22 protein-coding genes and 1 pseudogene are annotated in these 25,845 nt (G+C 69.6%); 8 read left to right on the top strand and 15 right to left on the bottom strand.

Annotated elements, in window-relative coordinates; all coding sequences use genetic code 11:
• Positions 1 to 194: 194 nt before the first annotated feature.
• Both ACIHCQ_RS20420 and ACIHCQ_RS20415 read left to right on the top strand, forming a co-directional pair.
• Positions 195 to 2,060: an LCP family protein gene (locus ACIHCQ_RS20420; protein ID WP_399663934.1), complete on the top strand. Its 1,866-nt coding sequence runs from the start codon at positions 195 to 197 to the stop codon at positions 2,058 to 2,060.
• A gap of 53 nt (positions 2,061 to 2,113) precedes the next feature.
• Positions 2,114 to 3,868 carry an LCP family protein gene (locus ACIHCQ_RS20415; protein WP_399663932.1) on the top strand — a complete coding sequence of 585 codons (1,755 nt, stop codon included), beginning with the start codon at positions 2,114 to 2,116 and terminating at the stop codon, positions 3,866 to 3,868.
• A gap of 78 nt (positions 3,869 to 3,946) precedes the next feature.
• Here ACIHCQ_RS20415 and ACIHCQ_RS20410 read toward each other — a convergent pair whose 3' ends face one another.
• Positions 3,947 to 4,966, bottom strand: a complete 1,020-nt coding sequence (locus ACIHCQ_RS20410; RefSeq protein ID WP_399663931.1) for a glycosyltransferase family 2 protein — start codon at positions 4,964 to 4,966, stop codon at positions 3,947 to 3,949.
• A 20-nt stretch (positions 4,967 to 4,986) separates the two neighbouring features.
• Between ACIHCQ_RS20410 and ACIHCQ_RS20405 the strand changes: the two genes are divergently transcribed.
• The gene (locus ACIHCQ_RS20405) at positions 4,987 to 6,684 is read left to right on the top strand and encodes an LCP family protein (protein WP_399663929.1); all 1,698 of its coding nucleotides are present in this window, start codon (positions 4,987 to 4,989) and stop codon (positions 6,682 to 6,684) included.
• A gap of 40 nt (positions 6,685 to 6,724) precedes the next feature.
• Here ACIHCQ_RS20405 and ACIHCQ_RS20400 read toward each other — a convergent pair whose 3' ends face one another.
• Complete coding sequence (locus ACIHCQ_RS20400; protein ID WP_399663927.1) at positions 6,725 to 7,273, bottom strand: acyl-CoA thioesterase; 549 nt, start codon at positions 7,271 to 7,273, stop codon at positions 6,725 to 6,727.
• Between the two features lie 118 nt (positions 7,274 to 7,391).
• Between ACIHCQ_RS20400 and ACIHCQ_RS20395 the strand changes: the two genes are divergently transcribed.
• On the top strand, positions 7,392 to 8,717 hold the full coding sequence (locus ACIHCQ_RS20395) for an LCP family protein (protein WP_399663925.1): 1,326 nt from the start codon (positions 7,392 to 7,394) through the stop codon (positions 8,715 to 8,717).
• A 60-nt stretch (positions 8,718 to 8,777) separates the two neighbouring features.
• On the opposite strand, the gene ACIHCQ_RS20390 is transcribed toward ACIHCQ_RS20395, so the two are convergent.
• Positions 8,778 to 9,431, bottom strand: coding sequence for a hypothetical protein (locus ACIHCQ_RS20390; protein WP_399663923.1), 654 nt, complete (start codon positions 9,429 to 9,431; stop codon positions 8,778 to 8,780).
• A gap of 260 nt (positions 9,432 to 9,691) precedes the next feature.
• Here ACIHCQ_RS20390 and ACIHCQ_RS20385 point away from each other — a divergent pair, with 260 nt between their 5' ends.
• Positions 9,692 to 10,156 (top strand): hypothetical protein, encoded by a 465-nt coding sequence (locus ACIHCQ_RS20385; protein ID WP_399663921.1) that lies wholly within the window; start codon positions 9,692 to 9,694, stop codon positions 10,154 to 10,156.
• A gap of 89 nt (positions 10,157 to 10,245) precedes the next feature.
• Here the strand turns inward: ACIHCQ_RS20385 and ACIHCQ_RS20380 are convergent, their stop codons facing one another.
• Positions 10,246 to 11,403, bottom strand: coding sequence for an acyl-CoA dehydrogenase family protein (locus ACIHCQ_RS20380; protein ID WP_399663919.1), 1,158 nt, complete (start codon positions 11,401 to 11,403; stop codon positions 10,246 to 10,248).
• A gap of 201 nt (positions 11,404 to 11,604) precedes the next feature.
• Between ACIHCQ_RS20380 and ACIHCQ_RS20375 the strand changes: the two genes are divergently transcribed.
• A complete protein-coding gene (locus ACIHCQ_RS20375; RefSeq protein WP_399663917.1) occupies positions 11,605 to 12,948 on the top strand; it encodes a UDP-glucose dehydrogenase family protein in 1,344 nt (447 codons plus the stop codon).
• Between the two features lie 115 nt (positions 12,949 to 13,063).
• Here the strand turns inward: ACIHCQ_RS20375 and ACIHCQ_RS20370 are convergent, their stop codons facing one another.
• From ACIHCQ_RS20370 to ACIHCQ_RS20360, 3 genes are read right to left on the bottom strand one after another with little or no spacing between them, the layout of a single operon-like run.
• On the bottom strand, positions 13,064 to 14,281 hold the full coding sequence (locus tag ACIHCQ_RS20370) for a dipeptidase (protein WP_399663915.1): 1,218 nt from the start codon (positions 14,279 to 14,281) through the stop codon (positions 13,064 to 13,066).
• Between the two features lie 6 nt (positions 14,282 to 14,287).
• Entirely contained in the window at positions 14,288 to 14,824 is a 537-nt protein-coding gene (purE, locus tag ACIHCQ_RS20365; RefSeq protein WP_399663914.1) for a 5-(carboxyamino)imidazole ribonucleotide mutase, read from the bottom strand.
• Positions 14,821 to 15,972 carry a 5-(carboxyamino)imidazole ribonucleotide synthase gene (locus ACIHCQ_RS20360; protein ID WP_399663912.1) on the bottom strand — a complete coding sequence of 384 codons (1,152 nt, stop codon included), beginning with the start codon at positions 15,970 to 15,972 and terminating at the stop codon, positions 14,821 to 14,823. The genes purE and ACIHCQ_RS20360 overlap by 4 nt, the downstream gene beginning before the upstream one ends.
• 121 nt (positions 15,973 to 16,093) lie before the next feature.
• Between ACIHCQ_RS20360 and ACIHCQ_RS20355 the strand changes: the two genes are divergently transcribed.
• Entirely contained in the window at positions 16,094 to 16,636 is a 543-nt protein-coding gene (locus ACIHCQ_RS20355) for a GtrA family protein (protein ID WP_399663910.1), read from the top strand.
• A 23-nt stretch (positions 16,637 to 16,659) separates the two neighbouring features.
• Here the strand turns inward: ACIHCQ_RS20355 and ACIHCQ_RS20350 are convergent, their stop codons facing one another.
• On the bottom strand, positions 16,660 to 17,928 hold the full coding sequence (locus ACIHCQ_RS20350; RefSeq protein WP_399663908.1) for an ATP-binding protein: 1,269 nt from the start codon (positions 17,926 to 17,928) through the stop codon (positions 16,660 to 16,662).
• 145 nt (positions 17,929 to 18,073) lie between these two features.
• Complete coding sequence (locus tag ACIHCQ_RS20345) at positions 18,074 to 18,751, bottom strand: response regulator transcription factor (protein ID WP_399663907.1); 678 nt, start codon at positions 18,749 to 18,751, stop codon at positions 18,074 to 18,076.
• A 320-nt stretch (positions 18,752 to 19,071) separates the two neighbouring features.
• Here ACIHCQ_RS20345 and ACIHCQ_RS20340 point away from each other — a divergent pair.
• Positions 19,072 to 19,950, top strand: a pseudogene (locus ACIHCQ_RS20340) (peptide MFS transporter); the annotation flags it as partial.
• A gap of 66 nt (positions 19,951 to 20,016) precedes the next feature.
• On the opposite strand, the gene ACIHCQ_RS20335 reads toward ACIHCQ_RS20340, so the two are convergent.
• From ACIHCQ_RS20335 to ACIHCQ_RS20310, 6 genes are all read right to left on the bottom strand, one after another.
• Entirely contained in the window at positions 20,017 to 21,387 is a 1,371-nt protein-coding gene (locus tag ACIHCQ_RS20335; protein ID WP_399663905.1) for a hypothetical protein, read from the bottom strand.
• A gap of 14 nt (positions 21,388 to 21,401) precedes the next feature.
• Positions 21,402 to 22,385: a hypothetical protein gene (locus ACIHCQ_RS20330; protein WP_399663987.1), complete on the bottom strand. Its 984-nt coding sequence runs from the start codon at positions 22,383 to 22,385 to the stop codon at positions 21,402 to 21,404.
• Positions 22,386 to 23,053: 668 nt separating this feature from the next.
• Positions 23,054 to 23,926 carry a hypothetical protein gene (locus ACIHCQ_RS20325; protein ID WP_399663903.1) on the bottom strand — a complete coding sequence of 291 codons (873 nt, stop codon included), beginning with the start codon at positions 23,924 to 23,926 and terminating at the stop codon, positions 23,054 to 23,056.
• 18 nt (positions 23,927 to 23,944) lie between these two features.
• Positions 23,945 to 24,616, bottom strand: coding sequence for a peptidase (locus tag ACIHCQ_RS20320; RefSeq protein WP_399663901.1), 672 nt, complete (start codon positions 24,614 to 24,616; stop codon positions 23,945 to 23,947).
• Positions 24,617 to 24,766: 150 nt separating this feature from the next.
• Complete coding sequence (locus ACIHCQ_RS20315; protein WP_399663899.1) at positions 24,767 to 25,261, bottom strand: ATP-binding protein; 495 nt, start codon at positions 25,259 to 25,261, stop codon at positions 24,767 to 24,769.
• Between the two features lie 157 nt (positions 25,262 to 25,418).
• Positions 25,419 to 25,787, bottom strand: a complete 369-nt coding sequence (locus ACIHCQ_RS20310) for an STAS domain-containing protein (RefSeq protein WP_399663898.1) — start codon at positions 25,785 to 25,787, stop codon at positions 25,419 to 25,421.
• Positions 25,788 to 25,845: the final 58 nt, after the last annotated feature.

Below are 25,845 nucleotides of genomic sequence, written 5' to 3'. Positions count from 1 at the left end.
AGATTGGGTGGATTGCCCGCATGTAAGGGACGTGGAATGTGTCACGGACGTCGCTCGACGCTGAACTGGGCGGATAGTGTGACGCGATCCGGTCTATCCGACCCCGACCATGGGTCGCGCACTGCTGGATCGAAAGACCGAGCGCCCTTCGGGGGAGGCGCCTCGCGTGGCACCGACGGAGGACTCAGGCAACCGTGGATGCGCAAAGCCGTGGACAGGCGGACGAGATCGATCCCGCCGACCAGTGGGTACTCAATCCGCAAACCGGCAATTACGAATTGCGACTGGACAATTCCGCACAGCAGCCATCGGCCCCGCCTGGCGCCGCTGCGACCAGACCCCCGGCCCCGCGGACTCCGCGCCAGGGACAGAGTCAGGGACAGGGACAGAGCCAAGGGCAGCGACGCCGCGGTACCGCCGCGCCCGGCCCCCGGCAGGCGCCCGGCGGCGACACCCAGGCCCTGGGCATTCCCGGCCATGACGTGCCCGGCGCTCCCGGCACGCCCGGCACGCCCGGCACACCTGGTGGCGACGTGCCCGGGCAGCGCTCGCGCCGCGCGGGCAAGGGCGCCGAGAGTGCGGCGTCCGCCACAGTCGGCCGCCGCAAGCGCAAGCAGTCCAAATCGCGTGCGAAGAAGATGCTGCTGTGGACGGGCGGCACGCTCGCGCTGGTGATGGTCGCGACCGTGACCGGCGGATACCTCTACTACGAGCACCTCAACTCGAACATCACCACGATCCCCGACGACAACGCGGGCACCGGCGGCTTCAGCAAGGACCGGGCGATCAACATCCTGCTGATCGGCACGGACAAGCGCACCGGCGCGGGCAACCAGGGTTACGGCGACAAGAACAGCCCCGGCCACGCCGATACGACGGTGCTGCTGCATGTGTCCAAGGACCGCACCAACGCGACGGCGTTGAGCATTCCCCGTGACCTGAAGACCGACATCCCGGACTGTGACACCACGCAGCCGGACGGCTCCGTCAAGACCATCCCCGGAACTCCGAACGAACGGTTCAACACGAGCCTCGGCCAGTCCGGGCGTACGGCGAGCTGCACCATGCGGACAGTCACGGCGATCACCGGCATCACGCTGGACCACTTCATGGTGGCCGACTTCAATGCCGTCAAGACGCTGACCAGCGCGGTCGGCGGTGTCCCCATCTGTCTCGCCAAGGACGTCAAGGACCCGGAGTCGCATCTGAATCTGCCGGCGGGCAATCACAAGATCCAGGGCGAAGAGGCCCTGGCATTCCTCCGCACCCGGTACTCGTTCGGCAACAGGGGTGACCTCGACCGCATCCAGCAGCAGCAGCAGTTCCTCAGCTCGCTGATGCGCACCCTGAAGTCGAACGACACGCTCAGCAGCCCGACGAAGCTGTTCAAGCTGGCGGAGGCCGGCACCAAGGCGCTGACCGTCGACAGCAAGATCAGCGACATCGGGAAGCTCCGCGACCTGGGCCTGGAGCTCGGCAAGTTCGAGATGAAGAACCTGACCTTCGCCACGGTGCCCGTCAACGACAACCCCGCGGAGAAGATCAAGGCCACGGTCGTGCTCAAAGAGCCCCAGGCCCAAACGCTGTTCTCGATGATGAAGAGCGACACCTCGCTGACCGAGGTGAAGGCGAAGGAGCAGGCCGCCAAGGCCCGGCAGCAGGGCCTCCTCAAGGGGACCAGGGCCGCCGCCGCCGATGTGCGCGTCGCGGTCTTCAACGGCAGCCAGAAGCAAGGGGCGGCGCTGGCGACCCTGCAATGGTTGCAGAACGAGCAAGGCGTACTGAAGTCGAGCAACGAGGGCAACGCGCCGCAGAACCTCGCCACGACGACGCTGACGTACGCGCCGAACCAGGCCGATCAGGCCCGTAAGCTCGCGGACCTGATGGGCCTGCCCGCCACGGCGCTGAAGCCGGGCGCAACGGACGCCGTGGGGCTTGAGGCGATGACGCTGACCCTCGGCTCGGACTTCAAGGGCGCGGGGGTGCCCATCAGCGGTCCGGCCAAGCTGCCCTCGGATGTGCAGAAGGTCGAAGCGGACAAGCAAGTGTGCGCCAAGTGACACCGGAACACCGGGTCATGGGGAGAGCCTGAACTACAGGGGGGGGACCCGGGGTGGGACAGAACAGAGCACGGGGGGAAGGGCCGCGGTCCCGTGGCCGCCAAGCCCAAGCCCGCGAGCTGGGCTGGGACGACAGCCTGTACAGCGAGGAGGGCGCGGGCGGCGAGCGCGTGCCCAAGAGCCGTACGGGCACGATCGACCCGCCCGGCAGCGGCACGGACGCCACGACGGCGACGGCGGCGGCGGCGGATGGCGAGGGCAGCGACGACGGCAGCGGTCAACGTCGCGCCGACGCGCGCCGACGCGGAAGACCCAGCGGCAAACGCCGGATACTGCGCTGGGTCGCCTCCTCGGTGGCGCTGCTGATCGTGGGCACGGCCGGGGCCGGATACCTCTACTACGAGTACCTCAACAGCAAGCTCAAGAAGGACGACCTGACGCTCGGCGAGAAGATGCCCGGCCACAAGGCCAACGCCGCCGGGCAGACCCCGCTGAACATACTGGTCATCGGCTCTGACGCGCGGAACAACAAGGCGAACCAGGCGCTCGGCGGCGCGAAGAAGACGTTCAACGGCCCGCCGCTCGCGGACGTACAGCTGCTGCTGCACATCTCGGCCGACCGCAGCAATATCTCCGCGATCAGCATGCCGCGCGACACCATGCTGGACATACCGGCGTGCGAGGACCCCGACACCGGCAAGAAGTTCGCCGCCACCACCTGGACGCAGACCAATGAGTCGCTCGGCCGCGGCGGGCCCGGCTGCACGGTGGCCACCTGGTTCAAGCTCACCGGCATCACCATCGACCACTTCATGATGATCGACTTCGCGGGTGTGGTCTCCATGGCCGACGCGATCGGCGGCGTCCCCGTCTGCGTTTTGGACAACGTCCACTCACTCAACAGCAAGGGCGAGGGCTCCGGGCTGAAGCTGCCGAAGGGCACGCACCCCGTCAAGGGCGAACAGGCGCTCCAGTGGCTGCGTACGCGCTACGGCTTCATCGACGGAACCGACCTCGCCCGCACCCGCGGGCAGCATATGTACATGAACTCGATGGTCCGCGAGATGCGCAAGAACACCAAGCTCACCGACCCGAACAAGCTGCGCAAGCTCGCCACGGCCGCGATCAACGCGCTCGTCGTCGACAAGAACATCGAAACCGTCACGGATCTCTACGACCTGGCCCAGGAGCTCAAGAGCGTTCCGACCGGGCGCATCACCATGACGACCATGCCGAACGAATACAGCACGCGGCAGGGCTACACGGGCAAGGTCGTGCCCAAGCCGGGCGACGCCGAGCAGGTGTTCCGCATGATCCGTGAAGACATTCCGATGGACGGCAAGGCGTCGAAGAAGAAGCCCGCCACCGTGCCCGCCAAGTCCAAGGACCCGGCGGCGGCGCCCGGTGAGATCGCGGTGCTGGTGCAGAACGGCACCGACGGCGACGGCCTGCTCGCCGAGAGGGGGCGGGCTGGGACGGTCGCCGAGATCCTCACGGGCAAGGGCTTCACCCAGGCCAAGAAGGACGCCACGCGCAATCCGCAGAAGAAGACGATGATCCTGTTCTCCAACGCGGAGCTGGAGGGCGACGCGCAGGCGATTGCCACGTCCCTGGGGATTCCGCTCACTTCGGTGAAGAAGTCGACGGAGGCCACCGGTATCACGCTGACCGTGGGCGCCGACTGGCGCAAGGGCACCGCCTTCCCGAAGGCGGCGCCGAAGGACGACAAGACGCCGACTTCGGCGAACGCGCTGCAGGGCGACGACGACAAGTTCTGCATGCCCGTGCAGCCCGGCTTCACCTATTAGCAGCGAGGGCGGCGGAAGCGAAGGAGCCCCGGGCGACGACCTGCCCGGGGCTCCTTCGCGTACGTACGTGGTTCAGGTTCAGGCGGCCGTCTCCGTCTTCACGGACGGGCGGCGGCTCGCGATGACCTTCCGCGCCAGCGAGCGCGGGCTGGTCAGGAAGCCGTACCCCCACGACATGTGCATCGTGGCCAGCGCGACCGGAATCCGCAGGCGGGACTTGAGCGGCAGCCCCTTGCCGGCCGGGACCGACCCGGCGGCGATCGCGGCCAGGTAGCCACCCGGGATCAGCAGGCCCCAGGGGGTGAGGGCCACGCCCACCACGATGCCCGCGGCGATCGCGCAGACGGCGGCCGGCGGGGCGAGGTAGCGGAGGTTGATGGAGCCCTGGTGGTAGCGGGCGACGACATGACGCCAGCGGCCGTAGTCCTTGTACTGCTTGGCGAGCGCGCGGACGGAGGGCCGCGGCCGGTACTGGACCTTGAGCTCCGGCGAGAACCAGATCAGGCCGCCCGCCTCGCGGATACGGAAGTTCAGCTCCCAGTCCTGGGCGCGGATGAACTCCTCGTTGTAGCCGCCCTGTTGCTCCAGCGCCTCACGGCGGAAGACACCCAGATACACGGTTTCCGCCGGGGCGGCTTCGCCACCGGTGTGGAAGGCCGCGTTCCCGACGCCGATCTTGGCGGTCATGGCGGCGGCGACGGCCCGCTCCCAGTCGTTCTCGCCCTCGGCGTGCATGATGCCGCCGACGTTCTGCGCGCCGGTCTCCTCCAGGAGACGGACGGCGGTGGCGATGTAATTGGCCGACAGCATGCCGTGGCCGTCGACGCGTACCACGATCGGGTGGCGCGATGCCTTGATGGCGGCGTTCAGGGCGGCCGGGGTGCGGCCGGTGGGGTTGGGCACGGTGTGGACCCGTGGGTCCTCCCGTACGAGCTCGGCGGCGATCTCGTCGGTACGGTCCGTGGACGGTCCGATCGCGATCACCACCTCCATCTCGCCGTCGTACTCCTGCTGGAGGATGTGACGGACGGAGTCGCGCAGATGCCGCTCCTCGTTGAGGACCGGCATGATCACGGAGACAGGCGGCGTGGCGTTCATCGGGCGCCACGTTACCGCGAATGGGGGACACGGACGCGCGGCGGCCGGTCCCTGCCGGTTGTCGCAGATCGTATGGGCCTACGGTGCTCAGGATTCCCCCTCTTCACCCCGCGGAGGTGTCCCTCGTGCCCACGCCGCCCCGCCCCCGCCGCGCTCCCGGCCCCAGCCCGGGCCACCGCCCCCGTCCCCGCCCCCGGTCCCGGTCCCAGCCCCAGTCGTCTCAGCCCCGGCCGTCTCAGCCCCGGCCGTCTCAGCCCCGGCCCCGACCCCGTCCTGCGGTGCGGACGACCCACTGGCGTACGCGCGTGGCGACGACGCTCTCGGTGCTGGTGCTGAGCACGGGCGGCATCGGGCACGCGGTGGTCACCAGCCTGGACACGGGGATCGGCCGGGTCGACCCGTTCAAGGACATGAAGAACCGGCCCGAGGCGGGCCACGGCATGAATCTGCTGGTCGTCGGCACGGACGGCCGCGACAAGATCACGCCGGAGGACAAGCGGACATACCGCCTCGGCGGCGCGCCCTGCCGCTGCGCCGACACGATCATGCTGGTCCACATCTCGGCGGACCGGGAGCGCGCGAGTGTGGTGAGCCTGCCGCGGGACAGTTACGCCGAGATTCCCGAGCACACGGACGCCCGCACGGGCGAGCGCCACACGGCGCATCCGCTGAAGCTGAACGCGGCGTACTCGGAGGGCGGTCCTCAGCTGACCGTGCGGACCGTCGAGCAGCTGACCAAGGTGAAGATCGATCACTATCTGGAGGTCGACTTCACCACCTTCATGAAGACGGTGGACACGCTGGGCGGGGTGGAGATCTGCACCGCCCGGCCGTTGAAGGACACGCGCACCGGTCTCGATCTGGGCGCGGGCACGCACCGGCTGAATGGCGGGCAGGCGCTGCAGTACGTGCGCTCGCGCCATGTCGACGGGGCGGGCGACCTGGGCCGGATGCGGCGCCAGCAGCGTTTCCTGGCGGCTCTCATCCACCAGGGGGCTCAGGGCGGCGCCCTGCTGAACCCTGGGAAGTTCCGCGATGTCACAGGGACGATGCTGGATTCCGTACGGGCCGACAAGGGCTTCGGCGCGGCGGAGCTGGTCGCGCTGGGCAGGGCGATGCGGGGGTTCTCGGCGGCGTCGTCGGAGTTCACGTCGGTGCCGGTGGGCGACTCCAGCGTGATTGTGAAGGGGATCGGCTCGACGGTGAAGTGGGACGAGGCGAAGGCGGGGAAGCTGTTCCGGATGCTGCGCGAGGACAAGCCGCTCACCGCGGCGCCGTCGGGGCCGGTACCCGTACCCGTACCCGTACCCGTACCCGTACCGGCCTCGGCCTCGGCACAGCCGTCAACAGCACTGGTGGATGTCGAGCCACGGCGTATCCGGGTCCAGATCTACAACGGAACACACACGGACGGCCTCGGCAGGAGAATGGACGACGCGCTGCGCGCCATCGGCTTCAACACCACCCGCGCCCCGCTGAACGGCGAGAGCCGCGAGGTCCGGCGCACCTATGTGCTGTACGACCCGCGCTGGGACCGCTCGGCGAGATCGCTCGCGGCGGCGCTGCCGGGTTCGGAGCTACGGAAGTCCAAGGGCCAGGGCCCGACCCTGAAGGTGGTGGCGGGCCGGGACTTCAAGGCGGCCACGCCGGTACGCGCGGAGGAGCCCGCCCGCGGGGAGTACGGCGCGGTGAAGGGAGACCAGGTCGTCTGCCGCTGAGGCCCGCTGGTAGACCCGCTGATAGGCCCGCCGCTGGGCGCTAATCCGCCATACCCTCCGCCGTGCGCTTCTCCCTCAGCTCCTTGATCGCGCGCCGCCGGGCGAGCCGGTGCGTACGCCGGATCTGCGCCTCCTGGTGACGCCGCCGGTCACGCTCGGACTCGGGAAGCACCGGCGGTACGGTGCGGGGCTTGCCGTCCGCGTCGACCGCCGCGAAGACGAGATACGCGCTGCCGACCTGCGTCGCCGGGGTCGACTCGTTCCAGCGCTCGGCCAGCACCCGCACGCCGACCTCCATCGAGGACCGGCCGGTCCAGTTGACCTGCGCCTTCACATGAACCAGATCGCCGACCCTGACCGGCTCCAGGAAGACCATCTCGTCCATGGAGGCGGTGACGGCGGGCCCGCCGGAGTGCCGGCCCGCGACCGCGCCCGCCGCGTCGTCCACCAGCTTCATGATCACGCCGCCGTGCACCGTGCCGAGGAGGTTGGTGTCACTGTGGGTCATGATGTGGCTGAGGGTCGTCCGGGACGCCGAGGTGGGCTTGCCCGGAATCTCACTCTCCGGGCGCTGGGGCTGATCTGTCATGCCCTCCACCCTATGCGGGGCCGTGCCGGGGCCCTCATTGCATCAGCTTGGCAACAGGCGTGGCCCGATTTCCCACCCTCCCTGTCTGGCGGGACCGCCCGGCCTGCACACTGTCCGCATGAACGATTGGCCCGATGGATGGACCGACGACAACCGCGACGGCAACGGCAACGCGGGCAACGCGCGCGGTTACGGACGTGGCAGCGCCGGCGCCCAGCCCGAGGGCGCGCAGGTGATGCGCCATGTGCAGCGCCCTGCTGCCCCTCCGGGCCCGCCGCAGTACGGCGGGGTCCCTCCGCAGCAGCCGCGGACGTACGACGCCGGCCCTGACCAGCAGTCGTCGTACGACAGCGACTACAACACGGGCCAGGTCTACGGCTCCCCCGCCGGCGGCAACGGCGGCGTCCCACCGCAGAGCCGCCACGAGCCGTACGGCGGCCCGCCGCCCGGCGGCCGACCGGCCCCGAACTGGCGCCGCCGGATCAAGATCGGGTCGCTGACCCTGGTCGTGGCGCTGCTCGTGGTCTCCATAGGCACGTACTTCTGGGCCGACTCCAAGCTCAAGCGGGAGGTCGACCTGTCGAAGGTGATCGAGCGCCCGAGCGCGGGCGACGGCACGAACTATCTGATAGTGGGCTCCGACAGCCGTGAGGGCATGTCGGCGGAGGAGAAGAAGAAGCTCCACACGGGCTCGGCCGAGGGCAAGCGGACCGACTCGATGATGATCCTGCACGACGGCTCGAACGGGCCGACCCTGATCTCGCTGCCGCGCGACTCGGACGTGGAGATTCCGTCCTTCAGGGGCTCGGAGTCGGGCAAGCTCTTCCCGGCAGCAGGGAAGCGCACCAAGCTGAACGCGACGTACTCGACGGACGGCCCGGAGCTGCTGGTCCGTACGGTCGAGTTCAACACGGGCCTGCGTATCGACCACTACGTCGAGATCGGCTTCGCGGGCTTCGCCAACATCGTGGACGCGATCGGCGGTGTGGAGATCGACATCCCGAAGGCGTTCAAGGACAAGAACTCGGGCGCGGACTTCCAGGCGGGCAAGCAGACGCTCGACGGCGAGGAGTCGCTGGCGTTCGTACGGACGCGGTACGCGTTCGCCAACAGCGACCTGGACCGTACGAAGAACCAGCAGAAGTTCCTCGCGGCGCTCGCGAGCCAGACGGCGACGCCGGGCACGATCATCAACCCGTTCAAGCTCTACCCGGTGATGGGCGCGGGCCTGGACACGCTGATTGTCGACAAGGACATGTCCCTGTGGTCGCTGGGCCAGATGTTCTTCGCGATGAAGGGCGTGACGGGCGGCGACGGCACGTCGATGAACATCCCGATCTCGGGGAGCAGCGGCGGGAACCTGGTCTGGGACAAGGCGAAGGTGAAGCAGCTGGTGCAGCAGCTGAACAACGACGAGAAGGTCACGGTCACCTCGGACCGCTGACGTACGCGAAGGGGCCCGCACCGGCATCCACTGCCCGGTGCGGGCCCCTTCGGGGCTCTCTCAGCCCACGAACGGGTTCGCGTGCCCGGGCAGTTGCTGTCCCGGCCGCAAAAAGCGCTGCCTGCCGTGCTCGTCCTGCACGGGGACGAACCCGGCGTCCTGCAACCGCTGCGCAAGCCGCTGCCTGCGGACAGTGCTCAGCTTGAAGGCTCCCGCCAGGAACGCGGCCATCACGGCACCCCCGGCCAGTGCTCCGACGTACATTCCGGCAAGCAGCAGAGTCAGCACGAGGACTCCGCAGCATCCCCACGCGACGGCCTTCTGCTTCTTGTCCGCCCCCTTGCTCATGACGTCGAACCCGATCCGGTCCTTGAGCCGCGCTACTGCCTCCTGCGCCTCGGCGGTCGGCTTCAACGACCCGGGCTGCATCCCGGGAACGGCACCGCCGTTGCCGGCTTCCGGGAACGCGGCGATGGTCGCCGCCTCGCGCCGACGCGCCTCGGGACGCGGGTCGCGGTACATGTGAACCGTCAGTGTCTGCTTGTTGGGCCCTTCACGCCACGCCTCCCCGTACTCGAAGCCGTACTGCTCTACGACATATGCCTGGGAGGCCAGCTTTCCGGCTATGGACATCTCGTGCCGCAGTACGACGACGTCCTCACTCGCGATCTGGCGAAGCAGCTCCGCTGCTTTTCGGTCTGCGCCCGTTCTCATTACCCACCCCTGTCATGCTCTGACGGCTGATCGCCGGTATGCGGCAGCGCAGCATAACTGCACCGGAGGGTGTCGTTCCGGTTCGCCTCCACACCAACGCGACGGCGTCATGGCCCCGGCCCCCTGGCGCCTGACGCCTGTCGGCCGGTGGTGACGGACAACGGGTGTGGCTGGACGACCCGCGCAACATCGTCTGACGGAAACGGACATGGAGACCCCCCCGCCGTAGCGGAGGGTGGCCGAGGCCGCCGCACCAGGGCGTGAAAAATGCCGTCGCGGTAACTGCCGCAGCGGTCGCCGTGGCGTTTGCCGCCTTCCTGGTGCCGGCTGCCGCCTCGCCGGCCGCTGCGGCTGAACAGGGCACCAGGAACATCGACGAGTCGTGGGGCGAGGGCACGGCCACCTTCGTGTGGCAGAGCCCTTGGAGCATCAAGCCCATCAAGCTGTGGGCGCAGGACCAGAAAGTGGACGGCCACAGTGTGGGCGTGCGCGTGGTCTCGAACAGCCAGAAGCGGGGCACCGAGTACTTCACCATGCGCAAGGTGACCGGCGGCGCCGGGGACACCGGCAGCTGGGAGACCTACCTGTACTTCTCCGACCACGACAACATCAACTGGGTGAAGCTTGAGCTCTGCCTGCTGGAGCAGGGGAAGATCCTCGAGTGCCGCGGCGCGGCGATGAACAACCCTGGCGGATGGGACGACGGCAACGCTGACCCGTTCTGACGGAGCCACAGCAGCGGCTCGGGCCGTCCACATGCCTGTGGACGGCCCGAGCCGTGCGGCCCGCGGTCGGTCGGGCCGCAAAAGCCCTGCTAGGGCAGGTTCCTCGCCATCACGATTCGCTGAACCTGGTTCGTACCCTCGTAGATCTGCGTGATTTTCGCGTCGCGCATCATCCGCTCCACCGGGTAGTCCCGCGTATAGCCGTAGCCCCCCAGCAGCTGCACCGCGTCCGTCGTGATGTCCATCGCCACATCCGACGCGAAGCACTTCGCCGCCGCGCCGAAGAACGTCAGGTCACCGTCCCCGCGCTCCGACTTCGCCGCCGCCGAGTACGTCAGCTGGCGCGCCGCCTCCAGCTTCATCGCCATGTCCGCGAGCATGAACTGCACGCCCTGGAACTCGGCGATCGCCTTGCCGAACTGCTTGCGCTCCTGGACGTATCCCTTGGCATAGTCCAGCGCCCCCTGCGCGATGCCCAGCGCCTGCGCCGCGATCGTGATGCGCGTGTGGTCCAGGGTCCTCATCGCCGTGGCGAAGCCGGTGCCCTCCTCGCCGATCATGCGGTCCGCCGGAATGCGTACGTTGTCGAGGTAGACCTCGCGCGTCGGCGAGCCCTTGATGCCGAGCTTCCGCTCCGGGGCGCCGAAGGAGACCCCCTCGTCCGACTTCTCCACCACGAAGGCGCTGATGCCCTTGGTGCGCTTGCTCGGGTCGGTGACGGCCAGCACCGTGTAGTACTCGGAGACGCCCGCGTTGGTGATCCAGCGCTTCACGCCGTCGAGGACCCAGAAGTCCCCGTCCCGCACCGCCTTGGTCTTCATGCCGCCGGCGTCCGACCCCGCGTCCGGCTCGGAGAGGCAGTACGAGAACATCCCGTCGCCCTTGGCCAGCGGGCCCAGGTACTTCTTCTTGAGGTCTTCGCCGCCCGCGAGGATCACCGGGAGGGAGCCGAGCTTGTTGACCGCCGGGATCAGGGACGAGGACGCGCAGACGCGGGCGACCTCCTCGATCACGATGACCGTCGCCAGCGCGTCCGCTCCCGCGCCGCCGTACTCCTCCGGGACATGGATGGCGTGCAGGTCGGAGGCCACCAGCGCGTCCAGCGCCTCCTGCGGGAAGCGGGCCTCCTCGTCCACCTGCGCGGCGAACGGGGCGATCTTCGCCTCGGCGAGCGAGCGGACGGCGTCGCGGAGCATGTCGTGCTCTTCGGATGGGCGGTACAGGTCGAAATCAGCCGAACCGGCCAAGACTCTCACTCCCCAGAATGCTAACTACCGTTAAGTAACGTAATTTTAGAGTGCCCGGCGCTCCCGGGATACGTGACCTTGGCGACAAGGGGAAACCGGGCCGGCAAAGGCCCCCGGCTACCCCCGACCAGCCCCGGTTATGCTCGGACCTCGCACTTGAGCCCGAACCTCGCCCGCACTTCACAGTCACTGGAGCACCGCATGGCCCTGAGGATCACTGTGATCGGCACCGGATATCTCGGCGCCACCCACGCCGCGGCCATGGCTGAGCTGGGCTTCGAGGTCCTCGGCCTCGATGTGGTCCCCGAAAAGATCGAAATGCTGTCCGCCGGCAAGGTCCCCATGTACGAGCCGGGGCTTGAGGAGCTGCTCGCCCGCCATGTCGCCGGGATCGAGGGATCCAGCGGGCGGCTGCGCTTCACGACCTCCTGGGAGGAGGTCGGGGAGTTCGGCGATATCCACTTCGTCTGCGTGAACACTCCGCAGAAGCACGGCGAGTACGCCTGCGACATGAGCTACGTGGACCGCGCCTTCGCCTCCCTCGCGCCGCAGCTGAAGCGACCCGCCCTGGTCGTCGGCAAGTCGACCGTGCCCGTCGGCAGCGCGGCACGCCTTGCCGGCCTGCTCGCCGAGCTCGCCCCGGTCGGCGCGGACGCCGAACTGGCCTGGAACCCCGAGTTCCTGCGGGAGGGCTTCGCCGTACAGGACACGCTGCACCCCGACCGGCTCGTGGTCGGTGTGGAGAGCGAGCGCGCCGAGAAGCTGCTGCGCGAGGTCTACGCGACGCCCGTCGGGGAAGGGTCGCCGTTCGTGGTGACGGACTACCCGACCGCCGAGCTGGTGAAGACCGCCGCGAACTCCTTCCTCGCGACCAAGATCTCCTTCATCAACGCCATGGCCGAGGTGTGCGAGGCCGCGGACGGGGATGTCGCCAAGCTCGCCGAGGCCATCGGCTACGACGAGCGCATCGGGTCCAAGTTCCTGCGCGCCGGGATCGGCTTCGGCGGCGGGTGTCTGCCCAAGGACATCCGGGCGTTCATGGCCCGCGCCGGTGAGCTGGGCGCGGACCAGGCGCTGACCTTCCTGCGGGAGGTCGACTCGATCAATATGCGGCGGCGCGGCCACATGGTGGAGCTGACGCGCGTGGCGCTCGGGGACGGCGGTTTCCTGGGCAAGCGGGTGGCGGTGCTCGGCGCGACCTTCAAGCCGGACTCGGACGACGTACGTGATTCCCCCGCGCTCAATGTGGCGGGCCAGGTGCACCTTCAGGGCGGCCAGGTCACGGTGTACGACCCCAAGGGCATGGACAACGCGAAGCGCCTCTTCCCGACGCTCGGCTACGCGGACTCGGCGCTCGACGCCGTGCGGGGCGCGGATGTGGTGCTGCACCTGACGGAGTGGCGCGAGTTCCGCGAGCTCGACCCGGCGGAGCTGGGCGAGGTCGCCAGGAAGCGGATCGTCCTGGACGGGCGGAACGCTCTGGACAGCGCCGTGTGGCGCGAGGCGGGCTGGACGTACCGGGCGATGGGGCGTCCCCGCGCCTGAGGGGGACGTCCAGTCCAGCGTTCGCGCGGTCAGGTGTTCGGGGCGCGGCGGGACGGGGCGGGGGTACGGCGCCCGAGCCCCGTACCCCCGCCCCGTACCGCCGCGTCGCTTCGTCTCAGCCGTCGAGCTGCTTGATCGTCGCGTTCGACGGGCCCCGGATCGCCCGCAGCCCCCTGGCCACGTCCTCCGCCCCCCGCAGCGTCCGTACCGCGTTGCGCCAGGTGAGCTTCGCCAGGTCCGCCGCCGACCAGCCGCGGCGCAGCAGCTCCGCGATCAGGTTCGGGTAGCCCGCCACATCGTCGAGCCCGGCCGGGGTGAAGGCCGTGCCGTCGAAGTCGCCGCCGATACCAATGTGGTCGACGCCCGCGACCTCCCGCATATGGTCCAGGTGGTCGGCCACCGTCGCGGCCGTCACCACCGGGCGCGGGTGCGCCGCCTCGTAGGCCTGCTGGATCTTCATCGCGTCCGGCGTGGTGTCCAGGTGGTCGAAGCCGTGCGCCTCCATGTTCTCGTCCGCGGCCCGGGTCCAGTCGACCGCCGCCTGAAGCAGAAACTTCGGTACGAACGTGACCATCGCGACGCCGCCGTTCGCGGGCAGCAGCGTGAGTACGTCGTCGGGGATGTTGCGCGGGTGGTCGCAGACCGCCCGGGACGAGGAGTGCGAGAAGACCACCGGGGCGGCCGAGGTCGCGAGCGCGTCGCGCATCGTGGACGCGGCGACGTGCGAGAGGTCGACCAGCATGCCGGTGCGGTTCATCTCCCGTACGACCTCGTGGCCGAAGGCCGACAGGCCGCCCACGCCCTCCTCGTCCGTCGCCGAGTCCGCCCACGCGTTGTTGTCGTTGTGGGTGAGCGTCATATAGCGCACGCCCAGGGTGTACAGCGCGCGCAGGGTGGCGAGGGAGTTATTGATGGAGTGGCCGCCCTCGGCGCCCATGAGCGAGGCGATACGGCCCTCAGCGCGCGCCTTCTCCATGTCGTCGGCGGTCCACGCGGGGGCCAGGTCCGCGGGGTAGCGGTCGAGCAACTGCCGTACCACGTCGATCTGTTCGAGCGTCGCGCTGACCGCTTCGTCGCCCGCCATGCCGCTGCGTACGTACACCGACCAGAACTGCGCGCCGACGCCGCCGGCGCGCAGCCGCGGGATGTCGGTGTGGAGCCTGCCGGTGAGGTCGCGGGCGATGTCCATCCGGTCGAGGTCGTAGCGGACGTGCTCGCGCAGCGCCCACGGCAGGTCGTTGTGGCCGTCCACGACGGGGTGCGCGGCGAGGAGTTCGCGCGCCCGCCCGAGGAAGTCCGCCGGGACCGCTGGGGCTGGTGCCGCTGCGTTCATGGGGTCCTACTTTCCGAAGCCGAACGCGCCCGCGCCGTCGACCTTGGCGCGCAGTCGCTTGCCCTTCTCGGTGGCCTGGTCGTTCAGCTCCTGCTGGAACTCCCGTACGCGGCCGAGGAGCTCGGGGTCCTGCGTGGCCAGGATGCGGACGGCCAGCAGGCCCGCGTTACGGGCGCCGCCGATGGAGACCGTGGCGACGGGCACGCCCGCGGGCATCTGCGCGATGGAGAGCAGCGAGTCCATCCCGTCGAGATACTTCAGCGGCACGGGAACGCCGATCACCGGGAGCGGGGTGACGGAGGCGAGCATGCCCGGGAGGTGGGCCGCTCCCCCGGCGCCCCCGATGATCACCTTGAGACCGCGTTCGTCGGCCTGCTCGCCGTACGCGATCATCTCGCGCGGCATCCGGTGCGCGGAGACGACATCGACCTCGTACGGGATCTCGAACTCGTCCAGAGCCTGCGCCGCGGCCTCCATGACGGGCCAGTCCGAGTCCGAGCCCATGACGATGCCGACAACAGGGCCGGCGGCGGGAATGGTCATTCGGTGATCGTTCCTCTGAGGTAGCCGGCAGCGTGACGGGCGCGCTCCAGCACGTCGTCCAGGTCGTCGCCGTAGGTGTTGACGTGTCCCACCTTGCGGCCGGGCTTCACGTCCTTGCCGTACATGTGGATCTTGAGCTGCGGGTCGCGTGCCATGCAGTGCAGATACGCCTGGTACATGTCCGGGTAGTCGCCGCCGAGTACGTTCGCCATGACCGTCCACCGTGCGCGCGGGCGCGGGTCGCCGAGCGGGAGGTCGAGCACCGCCCGTACGTGGTTGGCGAACTGGGAGGTCATCGCGCCGTCCTGCGTCCAGTGGCCGGAGTTGTGCGGGCGCATGGCCAGCTCGTTGACCAGGATGCCGCGGGTGCCGTCGGCGGCGACGGTCTCGAAGAGCTCGACCGCGAGGTGGCCGACGACGCCGAGACTCTGCGCGATGCGCAGGGCGAGCTCCTGGGCCTGTCCGGCGAGCTCGTCCGGCAGGTCGGGCGCGGGCGCGATCACCGTGTCGCAGACGCCGTCGACCTGGCGCGACTCGACGACGGGGTAGGCGACGGCCTGGCCGTGCGGGGAGCGGACGATGTTCGCGGCGAGTTCGCGCGTGAAGTCGACCTTCTCCTCGGCAAGGACGGGCACCCCCGCGAGGAAGGGCCCGGCGGCGTCCTGCTGCGTATGGACGACCCAGACTCCCTTGCCGTCGTAGCCGCCGCGCACCGTCTTGAGGATGACGGGGAAGCCTCCGGCCTCCGCGGCGAACGCGGCCACGTCGGCGGGGTCCGCGACGATGCGGTGGCGCGGGCTGGGCGCGCCGAGCTCGTCCAGCTTGGCCCGCATCACACCTTTGTCCTGGGCGTGGACCAACGCTTCGGGGCCGGGGCGGACGGGTATGCCGTCCGCCTCCAGCGCCCGGAGATGTTCGATGGGGACATGCTCATGATCGAAAGTGAGCACATCGCAGCCCCGCGCGAACTCACGGAGCGTGTCCAGGTCGCGGTAGTCGCCAATGACGACATCGCCGACCACCTGGGCCGCGGAGTCCTGCGGGGTATCGCTGAGGAGCTTGAATCTGATGCCGAGGGGGATGCCCGCCTCGTGGGTCATACGGGCGAGCTGACCGCCGCCGACCATGCCGACTACCGGGAACGTCACTCTCTTAGGGTATCCGTAGGGTTTGAGCCAGGTCCCGTCACCTTCCGCAAGCACGAACGGTATGCGCTGGTTAGCATGGCTGGGTTGGCGACACCGACCCGAACGGGGCTGAGCAATCACCATGAGTGAACGAAGCGCACCGCGTGTGCGGCTTGAGCAGCTCATGCGCGAGTTCGCGAAGTTCGGCGCGGTCGGCGGGGTCGGGCTCCTGGTGGACCTGGGGGTCTTCAATCTCCTACGGCAGGTCACGGAGCTCCCGGTCGTTCGGGCGAGCATCGTGGCCACGGTCGTCGCGATCGGCGTCAACTATCTGGGCTTCCGGTACTTCACTTACCGGGACCGCGACAAGACCCACAGGACCAAGGAGCTGTCGCTCTTCTTCCTGTTCAGCCTGGTCGGGCTGGTGATCCAGAGCGGGGTTCTGTACGCGGCGACGTACGGCTTCGGCTGGGACAGCCCGCTGCAGAGCAACATCTTCAAGTTCCTCGGCATCGGCATCGCGACGCTGTTCCGCTTCTTGTCGTACCGGACGTGGGTGTTCAAGGCGCTTCCGGCGTCGGCGCCGGAACCGGACGCGGACCCGGACCCGGTGCAAGCTGCGGAATCGATTCTGGGGCAGCGGCGCCGACGGCCCCAGCCCGAGCCCGACAGGGTGCGGAGCTGAGAGCTCCCTGACCTCCCCGAGCCCTACCTGACGGTGGGCTCGGGGTCCTCCGTGCGGCTGCGCTGCAGCCGGCTCAGGAAGAGCGCGAAGACCGGCGGGTGCTGCTGAAGCAGTTCCAGGCGACCACCGTCCGCCTCGGCCAGGTCGCGGGCCACGGCCAGTCCGATGCCGGTGGAGTTACGGCCGCTGATGGTCCGCTCGAAGATCCGCGCGCCGAGATCGGCCGGTACGCCGGGCCCCTCGTCGGTCACCTCCACCACGGCCTGATTGCCGGTGGCGCGGGTGCGGAGGGCGACGGTGCCGCCGCCGTGCATGAGGGAGTTCTCGATCAGCGCGGCAAGCACCTGGGCGACCGCGCCCGGGGTGCCGACAGCCCGCATGCCCCGCTTGCCGGAGCAGACGATCGCCCGGCCCACGCTGCGGTAGGCGGGCCGCCACTCCTCCAGCTGCTGCTTGACGACCTCGTCCAGGTCGAAGGCCACGGCGGACCCCGTACGGGGATCTCGGGAGTTGGTGAGCAGCCGCTGTACGACGTCGGTGAGCCGCTCCACCTGCGTGAGCGCGATGCTCGCCTCCTCCTTCACCGTCTGGAGATCGTCGGTGACGGTGATCTCCTCCAGCCGCATGGAGAGCGCGGTCAGGGGCGTACGGAGCTGATGCGAGGCGTCGGCGGCCAGCCGGCGCTCGGCGGTGAGCATCCGGGCGATGCGCTCGGCGCTGGCGTCGAGGACGTCGGCGACCCGGTCGAGCTCGGGGACGCCGTAGCGCTTGTGGCGGGGGCGCGGGTCGCCGGAGCCGAGGCGTTCGGCGGTCTCGGCGAGGTCGGTGAGGGGGGAGCCGAGCCGGTTCGCCTGGCGTACGGCGAGCAGGACGGCGGCGATGATCGCGAGCAGCGCCACACCGCCGATGATCATCAGGCTCCGGCCGACTTCACTGGTGACGGAGGAGCGGGACTCCTCAACGGTGACGCGCTCGTTGCGCTTGCCCTCGGCGACGCCGCGGATGACGCCGCCGGTGGGGCGCTCGCCGATCTCGATGGGGCGGCGGCCGGGGATCTCGATGAGGGCGTAGCGCTTGGCGCCGCTCTGCTCGGCGAGGATGCCGGGGTTGACGGGCTCACCGCTCGTGAGACGGCTCTCGACGATGCTGACGAGGCCACGGGCCTCGGATTCCACGCTTTCCTGGGCGCTGTTGCTGATGGTGCGGGTCTCCACGAGGACCAGGGAGACCCCGAAGACGGCGATGACGACGAGCACGACGGCGAGCGTGGAGTTGATGAGACGGCGGCGCAATGTGCCCTCCGGGCGGGGAGCGGGGTACGGATGTGCCCGTGCGTTCAGCGTATGCGGGGTCGTATGCGGGGTGGGAAGTACCGCCCACGGTCACCACCCGATACGGATTCACCACCCGATACGGACACGCTCCCCGGCGGCTCCCTCAGCTCTTCTCGAAGCGGAAGCCCACACCCCGTACCGTCGCGATGTATCTCGGGTTCGCCGCGTCGTCGCCCAGCTTCTTGCGGAGCCAGGAGATGTGCATGTCAAGCGTTTTCGTGGACGACCACCACGTCGTGTCCCAGACCTCACGCATCAGCTGGTCACGCGTGACGACCCGGCCCGCGTCCCGGACCAGGACCCGCAGCAGGTCGAATTCCTTCGCCGTGAGCTGGAGCTCCCCTTCGCCCATCCACGCCCGGTGCGACTCCACGTCGATCCGTACGCCGTGCGTGGCCGGTGCCACCACCGGCTCGCTCGCGCCGCGCCGCAGCAGCGCCCGCACCCGCGCCAGCAGCTCCGCGAGACGGAAGGGCTTGGTCACATAGTCGTCGGCGCCCGCGTCCAGGCCCACCACCGTGTCGACCTCGTCGGCGCGCGCGGTGAGCACCAGGATGGGGATCGTGTGGCCTTCGGCACGCAGTCGCCGGGCCACCTCCAGGCCGTCCATGCCGGGCAGCCCGAGGTCCAGGACCACCAGGTCGACGCCTCCGGCCAGACCGGCGTCGAGCGCGGTTGGGCCGTCCTCGCGCACCTCTACCTCGTAACCCTCCCGCCGTAGGGCACGGGCCAGCGGCTCCGAGATGGAAGCGTCGTCCTCGGCGAGCAGTACACGGGTCATGGGGTGATGGTAGTCCGCAAGTCCTGCGCGCCGGAGGCCGATCGGCAAGGCCTGCGAGTTTGGGGTGCAATCATGGTTGTCGCCTTCGATTTAGGGCAGCAGCCCTATCGATCACCTGTGATCCATCTCTCAAGTCCTTCCATATGCCACCGTGTCGTGTCGTATGGTGACTGGACGCCTGTAGCAGTACATGGAGACCTTTGGCCTGCGTGACGCGCGCCGAGGGTCTCCTTTTTGTCTGCCTTTTTGCGCGTTTCCTGCTTTTTCTGCTTTTTCTGCTTTTTCTGCGCGAAGGCTCCCCCCACCGGGCGCGTACCCGCTTCCGCCACCTGGACGAGAAGTCCCACCAGGTCCCGTCCCCGCTGTCCGCCGCCGAGCGCGCCGCCACGCTCCGCAAGTCGCTGATCTGGCTGGCCGTCGCGGGCTCCGCGTACGCCGTCGTCGGCCTGGCCGGTCTGTTCACCATCAACTGGGCGCTGTGGCCGCTGACGATCCTGGGCCTCGTACTGCCTGCCTGGTACCTGCTCCGTATCAAGCGCGACAAGGACCTGTCGGCCGTCGAGCAGCGCCGGATGTCCGGATACATCTGGTTCTTCGTCGCCGCCGCCATTTTCTGGGCGATCTACGACCAGACCGGTTCGACTCTGTCGCTCTTCGCCAAGAACGACACCCAGTCGTCGCTGTTCGGCTTCGCCTTCCCGGAGAGCTGGTTCCAGTCCCTGAACCCACTGTTCGTGATGGCGCTGGCTCCGGTCTTCGCCTGGGCGTGGGTCGCGCTCAGCAGGCGCGCCAAGGAGCCGACCACGCTGTCGAAGTTCGCGGCGGCGCTGGTGCTGATCGGTGGATCCTTCGGCGTGATGATGATCGCCCAGGGCATGGCCGGGGGCGACGCCCGGGTCTCCCCGATGTGGCTGGTCGGCGTCTACTTCATCCAGACCGTCGGTGAGCTCTGCCTCTCCCCGGTCGGCCTGTCGCTGACCACCAAGCTGGCGCCGAAGAAGTACGCCTCCCAGATGATGGGCGTCTTCTTCCTGGCCGTCACCGCGGGTGACTCGGTCATCGCGCTGGCTCAGCTGATCGGCGCGCCGACCGATACGCAGGGGTGGTTCGCCAGCCAGGGTGCGCTCGCCGCGCTGGCCGGGTTCGCGATCTTCATGTACCGCAGGAAGGTGCAGCCGCTCATGGGCGGCGTGCACTGAGCACGCTTCGTATGTTCGGGGGAGGGCCGCCGCATCGTTTCCGGTGCGGCGGCCCTCCGTCGCTTGTCAGCACTTGTCAGTGGGGCGTTCCGCGAACAGCCGGCGCCACGGGGTGAACGTGAATACCGCGCCGCCGAGCAGGATCGCCGTGCCCGCGACGAGCGCGAGGGCGCGCAGGGTGCCGTTGTCCTCGGCGCCGGTCTGGGCGAGGCCGCCGCTCGTACTCGTACCGCCGCCGGAGGCCGTCGCGCCGCCGTCGCCGCCGCCGGACGCGGTGCCGCCGGACGCGCCGCCGGGCTGGGCATCGGTGTCGAGTTCGAGCGAGACGCCCACCGAACCCTTCACCTTGCACGGGATGCTGAGCTTCTGTCCGGCCAGATCGACATCGATCGTCAGGGTGCCGGGGCTGAGCGTCGACTTGCCGCTTGCGCCCGGTTTGTACGTACCCGTCAGATCGCCGATGCCGACGGGCTTGCCCGCTTCGATCGGGTCCTTGTTGGGCTGGCCCACGACACCGACCGTGCCCTTGTCGGCGCCACCGAGAACGATCTGCATGGAGCCCTTGAGCGCGCCCGCGGGCAGGGCGGCGGGGCTGTTCATGACGGACTCACCGGTCTTGACGGTGAGGTCGTAGCTGCCGCCGTTCTTCTTGGCGTTGACGGTGATCGGGGTTTTGACGCCCGTGGGGCCGGGTGACTTGCAGTCGTAGGTGACGTTGACGGCCTTGCCGGGGAAGTCGGTCTGGCCGCCGTTGCCGCCGCCGGAGGTGGTACCGCCGGACGTCGTCGTACCGCCGGAGGTCGTACCGCCTGACGTCGTGGTTCCGCCGGACGTCGTCGTACCACCGGTGGTCGTACCGCCCGAGGTCGTGGTGCCGCCGCTGGTCGTGCCGCCCGAGGTCGTGCTTCCCCCGGCCGACACCTTGATCGTCGCCGCGGCCTGGACCGCCTCCTTCGCCGAGCACTTGGTGTCAGTCGAGACCGGCTTGGAGACGTTGATGTTGTACGCGCCCGGTGTCAGCGTGATCTCGCCCGCCTTCTCCAGCTTCAGCGTGCCCTTCATGTCGGGCAGCACCATCGGGCTGTTCTTGGGGATCGGCGGGTTCTGCCGGGGGCCCTCCATCGCCAGCTCCCCCGTCGCCGCGCCGCCCACGGTGATGGTGCCGGTCGGCAGGACCGTGTCCTTCTCCAGGTCGAGGATGTCCGGGTTCTTGGACGCGGCCTCGACCGTCTTCCACACGACCTCGACCGAGTCACCGACCTTGGCCTCGGCGGGCGCGGTGATCTGGACCTTGGTGGTGCCCTGCACGGGCGGCAGGCCTGAGATGGGCGGCGGTATGCACTCCGTCTTGTACGACACCTCGGCTGCCTGGGCGGGGCTCGCGGCCAGCAGAATCCCCGCACCGCCGAGCATCAGCGCGACTCCGGCCGCGCTCATCCTCCGTTGGGTGCTCACGAATGTCCCTTCGTCGTGGATCGGTTCTCTGACGGTGCGGAGTCAGATGTGAACCACGGCAGAGCCGTGGTGGTCGTGGTGGCCTTCGGGGTTACGGGTGGTTCCGTACGGAACCGTGGCCAGGGGCGGTGGCGATGGTTGCCGTGGGGGCGGAGGCGGTCGACCACGGCCATGCCGATACGGAAGACGGCGGCCGGTACGACGACGGCCAGCAGCAGCCAGAAGATCGTGACGCCCCAGGGTCTGCCGACGCCCCACGGCTGCTCCACGAGCACCTTCGTGCCGTACTTCACGGAGACCTGGTAGCCGCCGTGCGCACCGGCGGACAGCTGGACGTTGAGTTTTACCTGCGCCTTCTGGCCGGGCGCGATGGTGCCGCGCCACTGCTGCTCCTCCCACTGCGGGGAGAAGACGCCGTGCGAGGTGCCGACCTGGAAGACGGGGTCCTTGACGGGGGCCGAGCCGAGGTTGCCGACGGTGAAGGCGAGTTGGCGGGAGGGCGGGGCGCCGAAGAAGACGAGGATGCCGGAGTCCCCTTCGAGCCGGGTGGTGGCCAGGACGGCGAGCTTGCCGCCGGTGGTCTGCTGGGGGAGGGGGGCGGTGGGGTGACCGGTGACGGTGAAGGGGGCGTCGACGGTGGCCTGTTCGCCTGTGACGGTGGCTACGTGTACGACGCAGGGGCAGGGCTTCGGGGGCGTGGCCACCGGCAACTTCTTGCTGAAGGCGCCGTTGCGGTCCGTGGTGACGGCGCGGCCGTCGGCGTTGGCACAGGAGTTGGTGCCGCCGATCACGCCTGCGTCGGGGGTGGACTGCCCGCAGATGAGCATCATGAGCAACGCGTTGGGCCGCCAGCGGGTGCCGCTGACGGTGATGTCGGCGCCCTTGCTCGCGTTGGGGTGGGAGAGCTTGACGGTGGGGGGTGGGGTGGGGGCGGAGGCGGAGGCCAGGCCGGGGGCGGGGAGCAGGAGGAGGGCGAGCAGGCCAAGGAGGGCGAGGCCCTTCGGGGCGCGGGCGGTTGCCTTTCCCCCACGCCGCCCCTTCCCGGCCGCATCTGATATGCGGCTCCGCCGCGTGGGGGGACGGTGCCCCAGACCCCTGGGGGCAGGGGTGGGGGTACGTGGGGGCTGACGCCCCCACACCCCCGGGTGCTCCAGCGGCTCCGCCGCGGAGCCTCCCGTGGACCGGCCGCGCGGCAGCTTCGCGCCGCGGCGACCAGCCGCTCTCGACACGGAACCTTGGCGCCACAAACCCGTCGGCCCCGCAGAGAAGCTGCCCTCACTCCGCGGGTCGCGACCAACCGTGCCCCAGACCGCAAACCACACCGGCGGCGTGAAAGCGCGCCGTACGGGAGGCGCGTGCCGCAACCGCGCCACCAGCGCCGAAGCACCTGCCCGCCCCGCGACAGGGCTGCCCTCACCCCGCGGAACGCGGCCCACCACGCCCCACACCGCAACCCCGCGCCACCGCAACCAAGCCAGCAGTACGGAAGCGGGCCCCGCAGAAGCGCCCGCCCACACAAGGCCCTCGCGCCGCGACCCCGCCCGCCCCGCAACGGAGCTGCCCTCACCCCGCAGGACGCCGCCCACCACGCCCCACACCGCTCCCCCGCGTCGCCGGCGTTCGAGGCCGGCATCGTCGTCGTGCATCGTCATGCTCCTGACCTCGCCGCGTGCCGTACGTTGCCTGGGCCCTCGGGGGCGTCCACGGCGTCAGGGGGCCGGGGTCTCGCCGGAGACGCATCCCTGCGGCGGAGTAGCCGACGCGCCGGTACCGCCGCCGCCACCAACAGGGCCGCCGCCAGTGCCGCCGTCCGCCAGGGGACGAACGTCGCCGAGGTCGTCGCCTCGCTTGGCGGCGCGCCCGGTGCCGTGGCGCGGATGTGGACGTCCACCGCGTCCAGCGACGGGCGGTTCGGCCACTTCTCCGTCAGCGTGACGCGCCTGCCCGGGAGCAGTTCCGGGGGCTGCCCGTGGGAGCGATGGTGCAGAGGCCGGCCGAAGAAGCCGTCCGTGCGGATGGTGATGCTCGGGGTCAGTGGCGTGTTGCCGCGGTTGACCAGGGAGTAGCGGATCGCGTCGCCGGAGACCGATACGTCCTCGACCGTCAGCGCCCCCAGCGTCGGGCCGCCGACCCGCAGCCGGATGCGTACGGACGCCTCACGGCCGCCGGACGCCGCCGTGATCGCCGCCGGGTGGTCGCCCGGGAGTGCGTCCGCGGGGACCGTGACCGAGAAGGGGATCTCCGCCCGGGTGCGGGGCGGGACCGTGAGCCGGGTCGTGGCCAGGGTGAGCCAGGTGGCCGCACTGTTGGAGTGCTGGAACCGGACCGTGAGCGGATCGGTGCTCCGGTTCGTCACGGACAGCCTGTCCTCCAGTACGGTGCCGGGCACACCCTCCATGTAGACGTACGGTCTGCCACCGCCCGCCGTCGGCTCCACCGTCCACGTCGGGGCGTCCGCCGCCCTCGCGGCGGGGGCAGCGCACAGGAGCACGAAAACCGCGGTGGCGGCGGTCCGCAGCACACACAGCACAAGCACAGGTCAGCTCGCGGTCCGCCGGCCGCGCCGGGTCAGCCACAGCACACCCGCCGCCCCCGACAGCAGTACCGTCCCGCCGAGCGTGCCCAGCGCGACGGCCGAGTCCAGCGGGCCCGTCTTCGGCAGTTCGCCGCCGCCCGTCGGGGTCGTCTGCGTGGTGCCGCCGGCCCCCGTGACGTCGAGTTCCAGTGACGGTTCGGGGTTGTTCGTGGGCGTGCACGTCGTCGTCGTACCGAGCGCCTTGATCGTCAGCACCCCGGCCGTGAACGTGACCTTCCCGCTCTTCTTCGGCGTGTACATCCCCGTCAAGTCAGTGATCTTGATGGGGGTATTGGCCGGGACGGCCGCCGCGTTCGACGGTCCGGAGACCGTCACCGTGCCCTCCCCCACGCCACCCAGCTTGATGAGCGCGCTCGGGTTCATCGCGCCCTTGCCGAGCTCGACAGGGCTGGACGAGACGCCCTTCTGGAAGGACATCGTCAGCCGGTAGCCGCTGCCGCTCTTGACACTCTTGATGTCGATCGGCGAGACCGCGCTCTTGGGACCGATCGGGGTCTTGCACTCGTAATTGACGTCCACGACCGTGGCATGGGCGGCGGGGGCGGCCATCAGCACCACCGAGCCCGACACCGCTGCCGCCAGCGTCGCAAGAGCTGTCCGCTTCTGGTACGACACCTCGAATTCCCCTCTGACGACCCATCAGATTGAGCGTCAAGGTACGCCTGGGACCTTGGGGAGGGAAGACAAAGAGCACGCCCTGTTGACGTGCTCCACAAGCTCTACAAGAGCTTCATGAACCGGCCGCAGACCGCCGGCCGCGGGCCGTTATGACGGCGCGGCCAGCTCCGCCCACACAACCTTGCCGGACGCGCCGGGCACCCGTACAACTCCCCACTCCATGCAGAGCCGTTGGACGATGAACATGCCGTGCCCGCCGGGACGTCCCGCCCGGTGCGGCGTGCGCGGTGCGGGCTGCCCCGCGCCCCGGTCCGCGACCTCCACGCGCAGTACCTTCCCGTTGCAGCCGATCCGCAGCTCCTCCGGGCCCTCGGCGTGCAGGCAGGCGTTGGTGACCAGTTCGGACACGACCAGCAGTACGTCCTCGGCCGCCGCGCGCCGGTCGGCGGTGGCCGAGGGCAGCCAGCCCCAGTCGTACAGCGCCTCACGGGTGAAGTCGCGGGCCAGCGGCACGATGCCGCTCGCGCTGCCCAGGGCAAGGCTGCGCACCGCCCCGCCGGATACCGCCGCGGCAGCGTGCGGGCCCGCGGCGTTCGACTCTGGGCCGAGATCGCCCGGCGGTTCCTGCCGGGTGGTGCTCATCAGCGCTTCACCTCACCGATTCACCAGATGTGCCATGCCGTCCGTACACAGAAATACACAGAGTGCGCGGTCATCAACGTTCTGCGGGGTTCTCCTGCCCTGCGGGATCGTGACAACACCCACTACGTAGCCGTGGGGCGCGTGACTCAGACAACAGTCAGTCGGCGAGTGCCGCTTCGACGGAGTCGTGCACGGTGAAGACCGCTTCCGCCCCGGTGATCTCGAAAACCCTCGCCACCACGGGCAGCATCCCCGCCAAATGGACGCCTCCCCCTGCCGCCTCGGCCTTCAGCCGCGCGCCGAGCAGCACATTGAGTCCGGTGGAGTCGCAGAACTCAAGCCGTGAGCAGTCGATGACCAGGCGTACCCGGCCCTGCTCCAGCGCCTCGTCCAGCGGCACGCGCAACAGGTCGGCGGTGTGGTGATCCAGCTCACCCGCCGGTTTCACAATCTCGCTGCGCCCCTCGGTCCGGACTTCGACCTGAAGTCGGCCCCGGTTCGCGCTGCCGACCGTCCCGCGGTCCATGCCCGTCCCTCTTCGCCGTGGTGTGCGCCGCGTGTTCGCCGCCTCGCGGCTGCCTCGC

The sequence above is a fragment of the Streptomyces sp. NPDC052236 genome (genome assembly GCF_044548015.1).
Taxonomy (GTDB): domain Bacteria; phylum Actinomycetota; class Actinomycetes; order Streptomycetales; family Streptomycetaceae; genus Streptomyces.
The sequence above is the reverse complement of the archived record's forward strand: the minus strand, read 5'-3'. Positions and strand labels throughout refer to the sequence as shown.

Bases quoted from the DNA above. Each gene is read 5' to 3' on its own strand.
- ACIHCQ_RS20410 (WP_399663931.1), bottom strand. From the start codon at position 4,966: ATGAACGCCACGCCGCCTGTCTCCGTGATCATGCCGGTCCTCAACGAG.
- ACIHCQ_RS20405 (WP_399663929.1), top strand. From the start codon at position 4,987: ATGGGGGACACGGACGCGCGGCGGCCGGTCCCTGCCGGTTGTCGCAGA.
- ACIHCQ_RS20400 (WP_399663927.1), bottom strand. From the start codon at position 7,273: ATGACAGATCAGCCCCAGCGCCCGGAGAGTGAGATTCCGGGCAAGCCC.
- ACIHCQ_RS20395 (WP_399663925.1), top strand. From the start codon at position 7,392: ATGAACGATTGGCCCGATGGATGGACCGACGACAACCGCGACGGCAAC.
- ACIHCQ_RS20390 (WP_399663923.1), bottom strand. From the start codon at position 9,431: ATGAGAACGGGCGCAGACCGAAAAGCAGCGGAGCTGCTTCGCCAGATC.
- ACIHCQ_RS20375 (WP_399663917.1), top strand. From the start codon at position 11,605: ATGGCCCTGAGGATCACTGTGATCGGCACCGGATATCTCGGCGCCACC.
- ACIHCQ_RS20370 (WP_399663915.1), bottom strand. From the start codon at position 14,281: ATGAACGCAGCGGCACCAGCCCCAGCGGTCCCGGCGGACTTCCTCGGG.
- purE (WP_399663914.1), bottom strand. From the start codon at position 14,824: ATGACCATTCCCGCCGCCGGCCCTGTTGTCGGCATCGTCATGGGCTCG.
- ACIHCQ_RS20355 (WP_399663910.1), top strand. From the start codon at position 16,094: ATGAGTGAACGAAGCGCACCGCGTGTGCGGCTTGAGCAGCTCATGCGC.
- ACIHCQ_RS20345 (WP_399663907.1), bottom strand. From the start codon at position 18,751: ATGACCCGTGTACTGCTCGCCGAGGACGACGCTTCCATCTCGGAGCCG.
- ACIHCQ_RS20335 (WP_399663905.1), bottom strand. From the start codon at position 21,387: ATGAGCGCGGCCGGAGTCGCGCTGATGCTCGGCGGTGCGGGGATTCTG.
- ACIHCQ_RS20315 (WP_399663899.1), bottom strand. From the start codon at position 25,261: ATGAGCACCACCCGGCAGGAACCGCCGGGCGATCTCGGCCCAGAGTCG.
- ACIHCQ_RS20310 (WP_399663898.1), bottom strand. From the start codon at position 25,787: ATGGACCGCGGGACGGTCGGCAGCGCGAACCGGGGCCGACTTCAGGTC.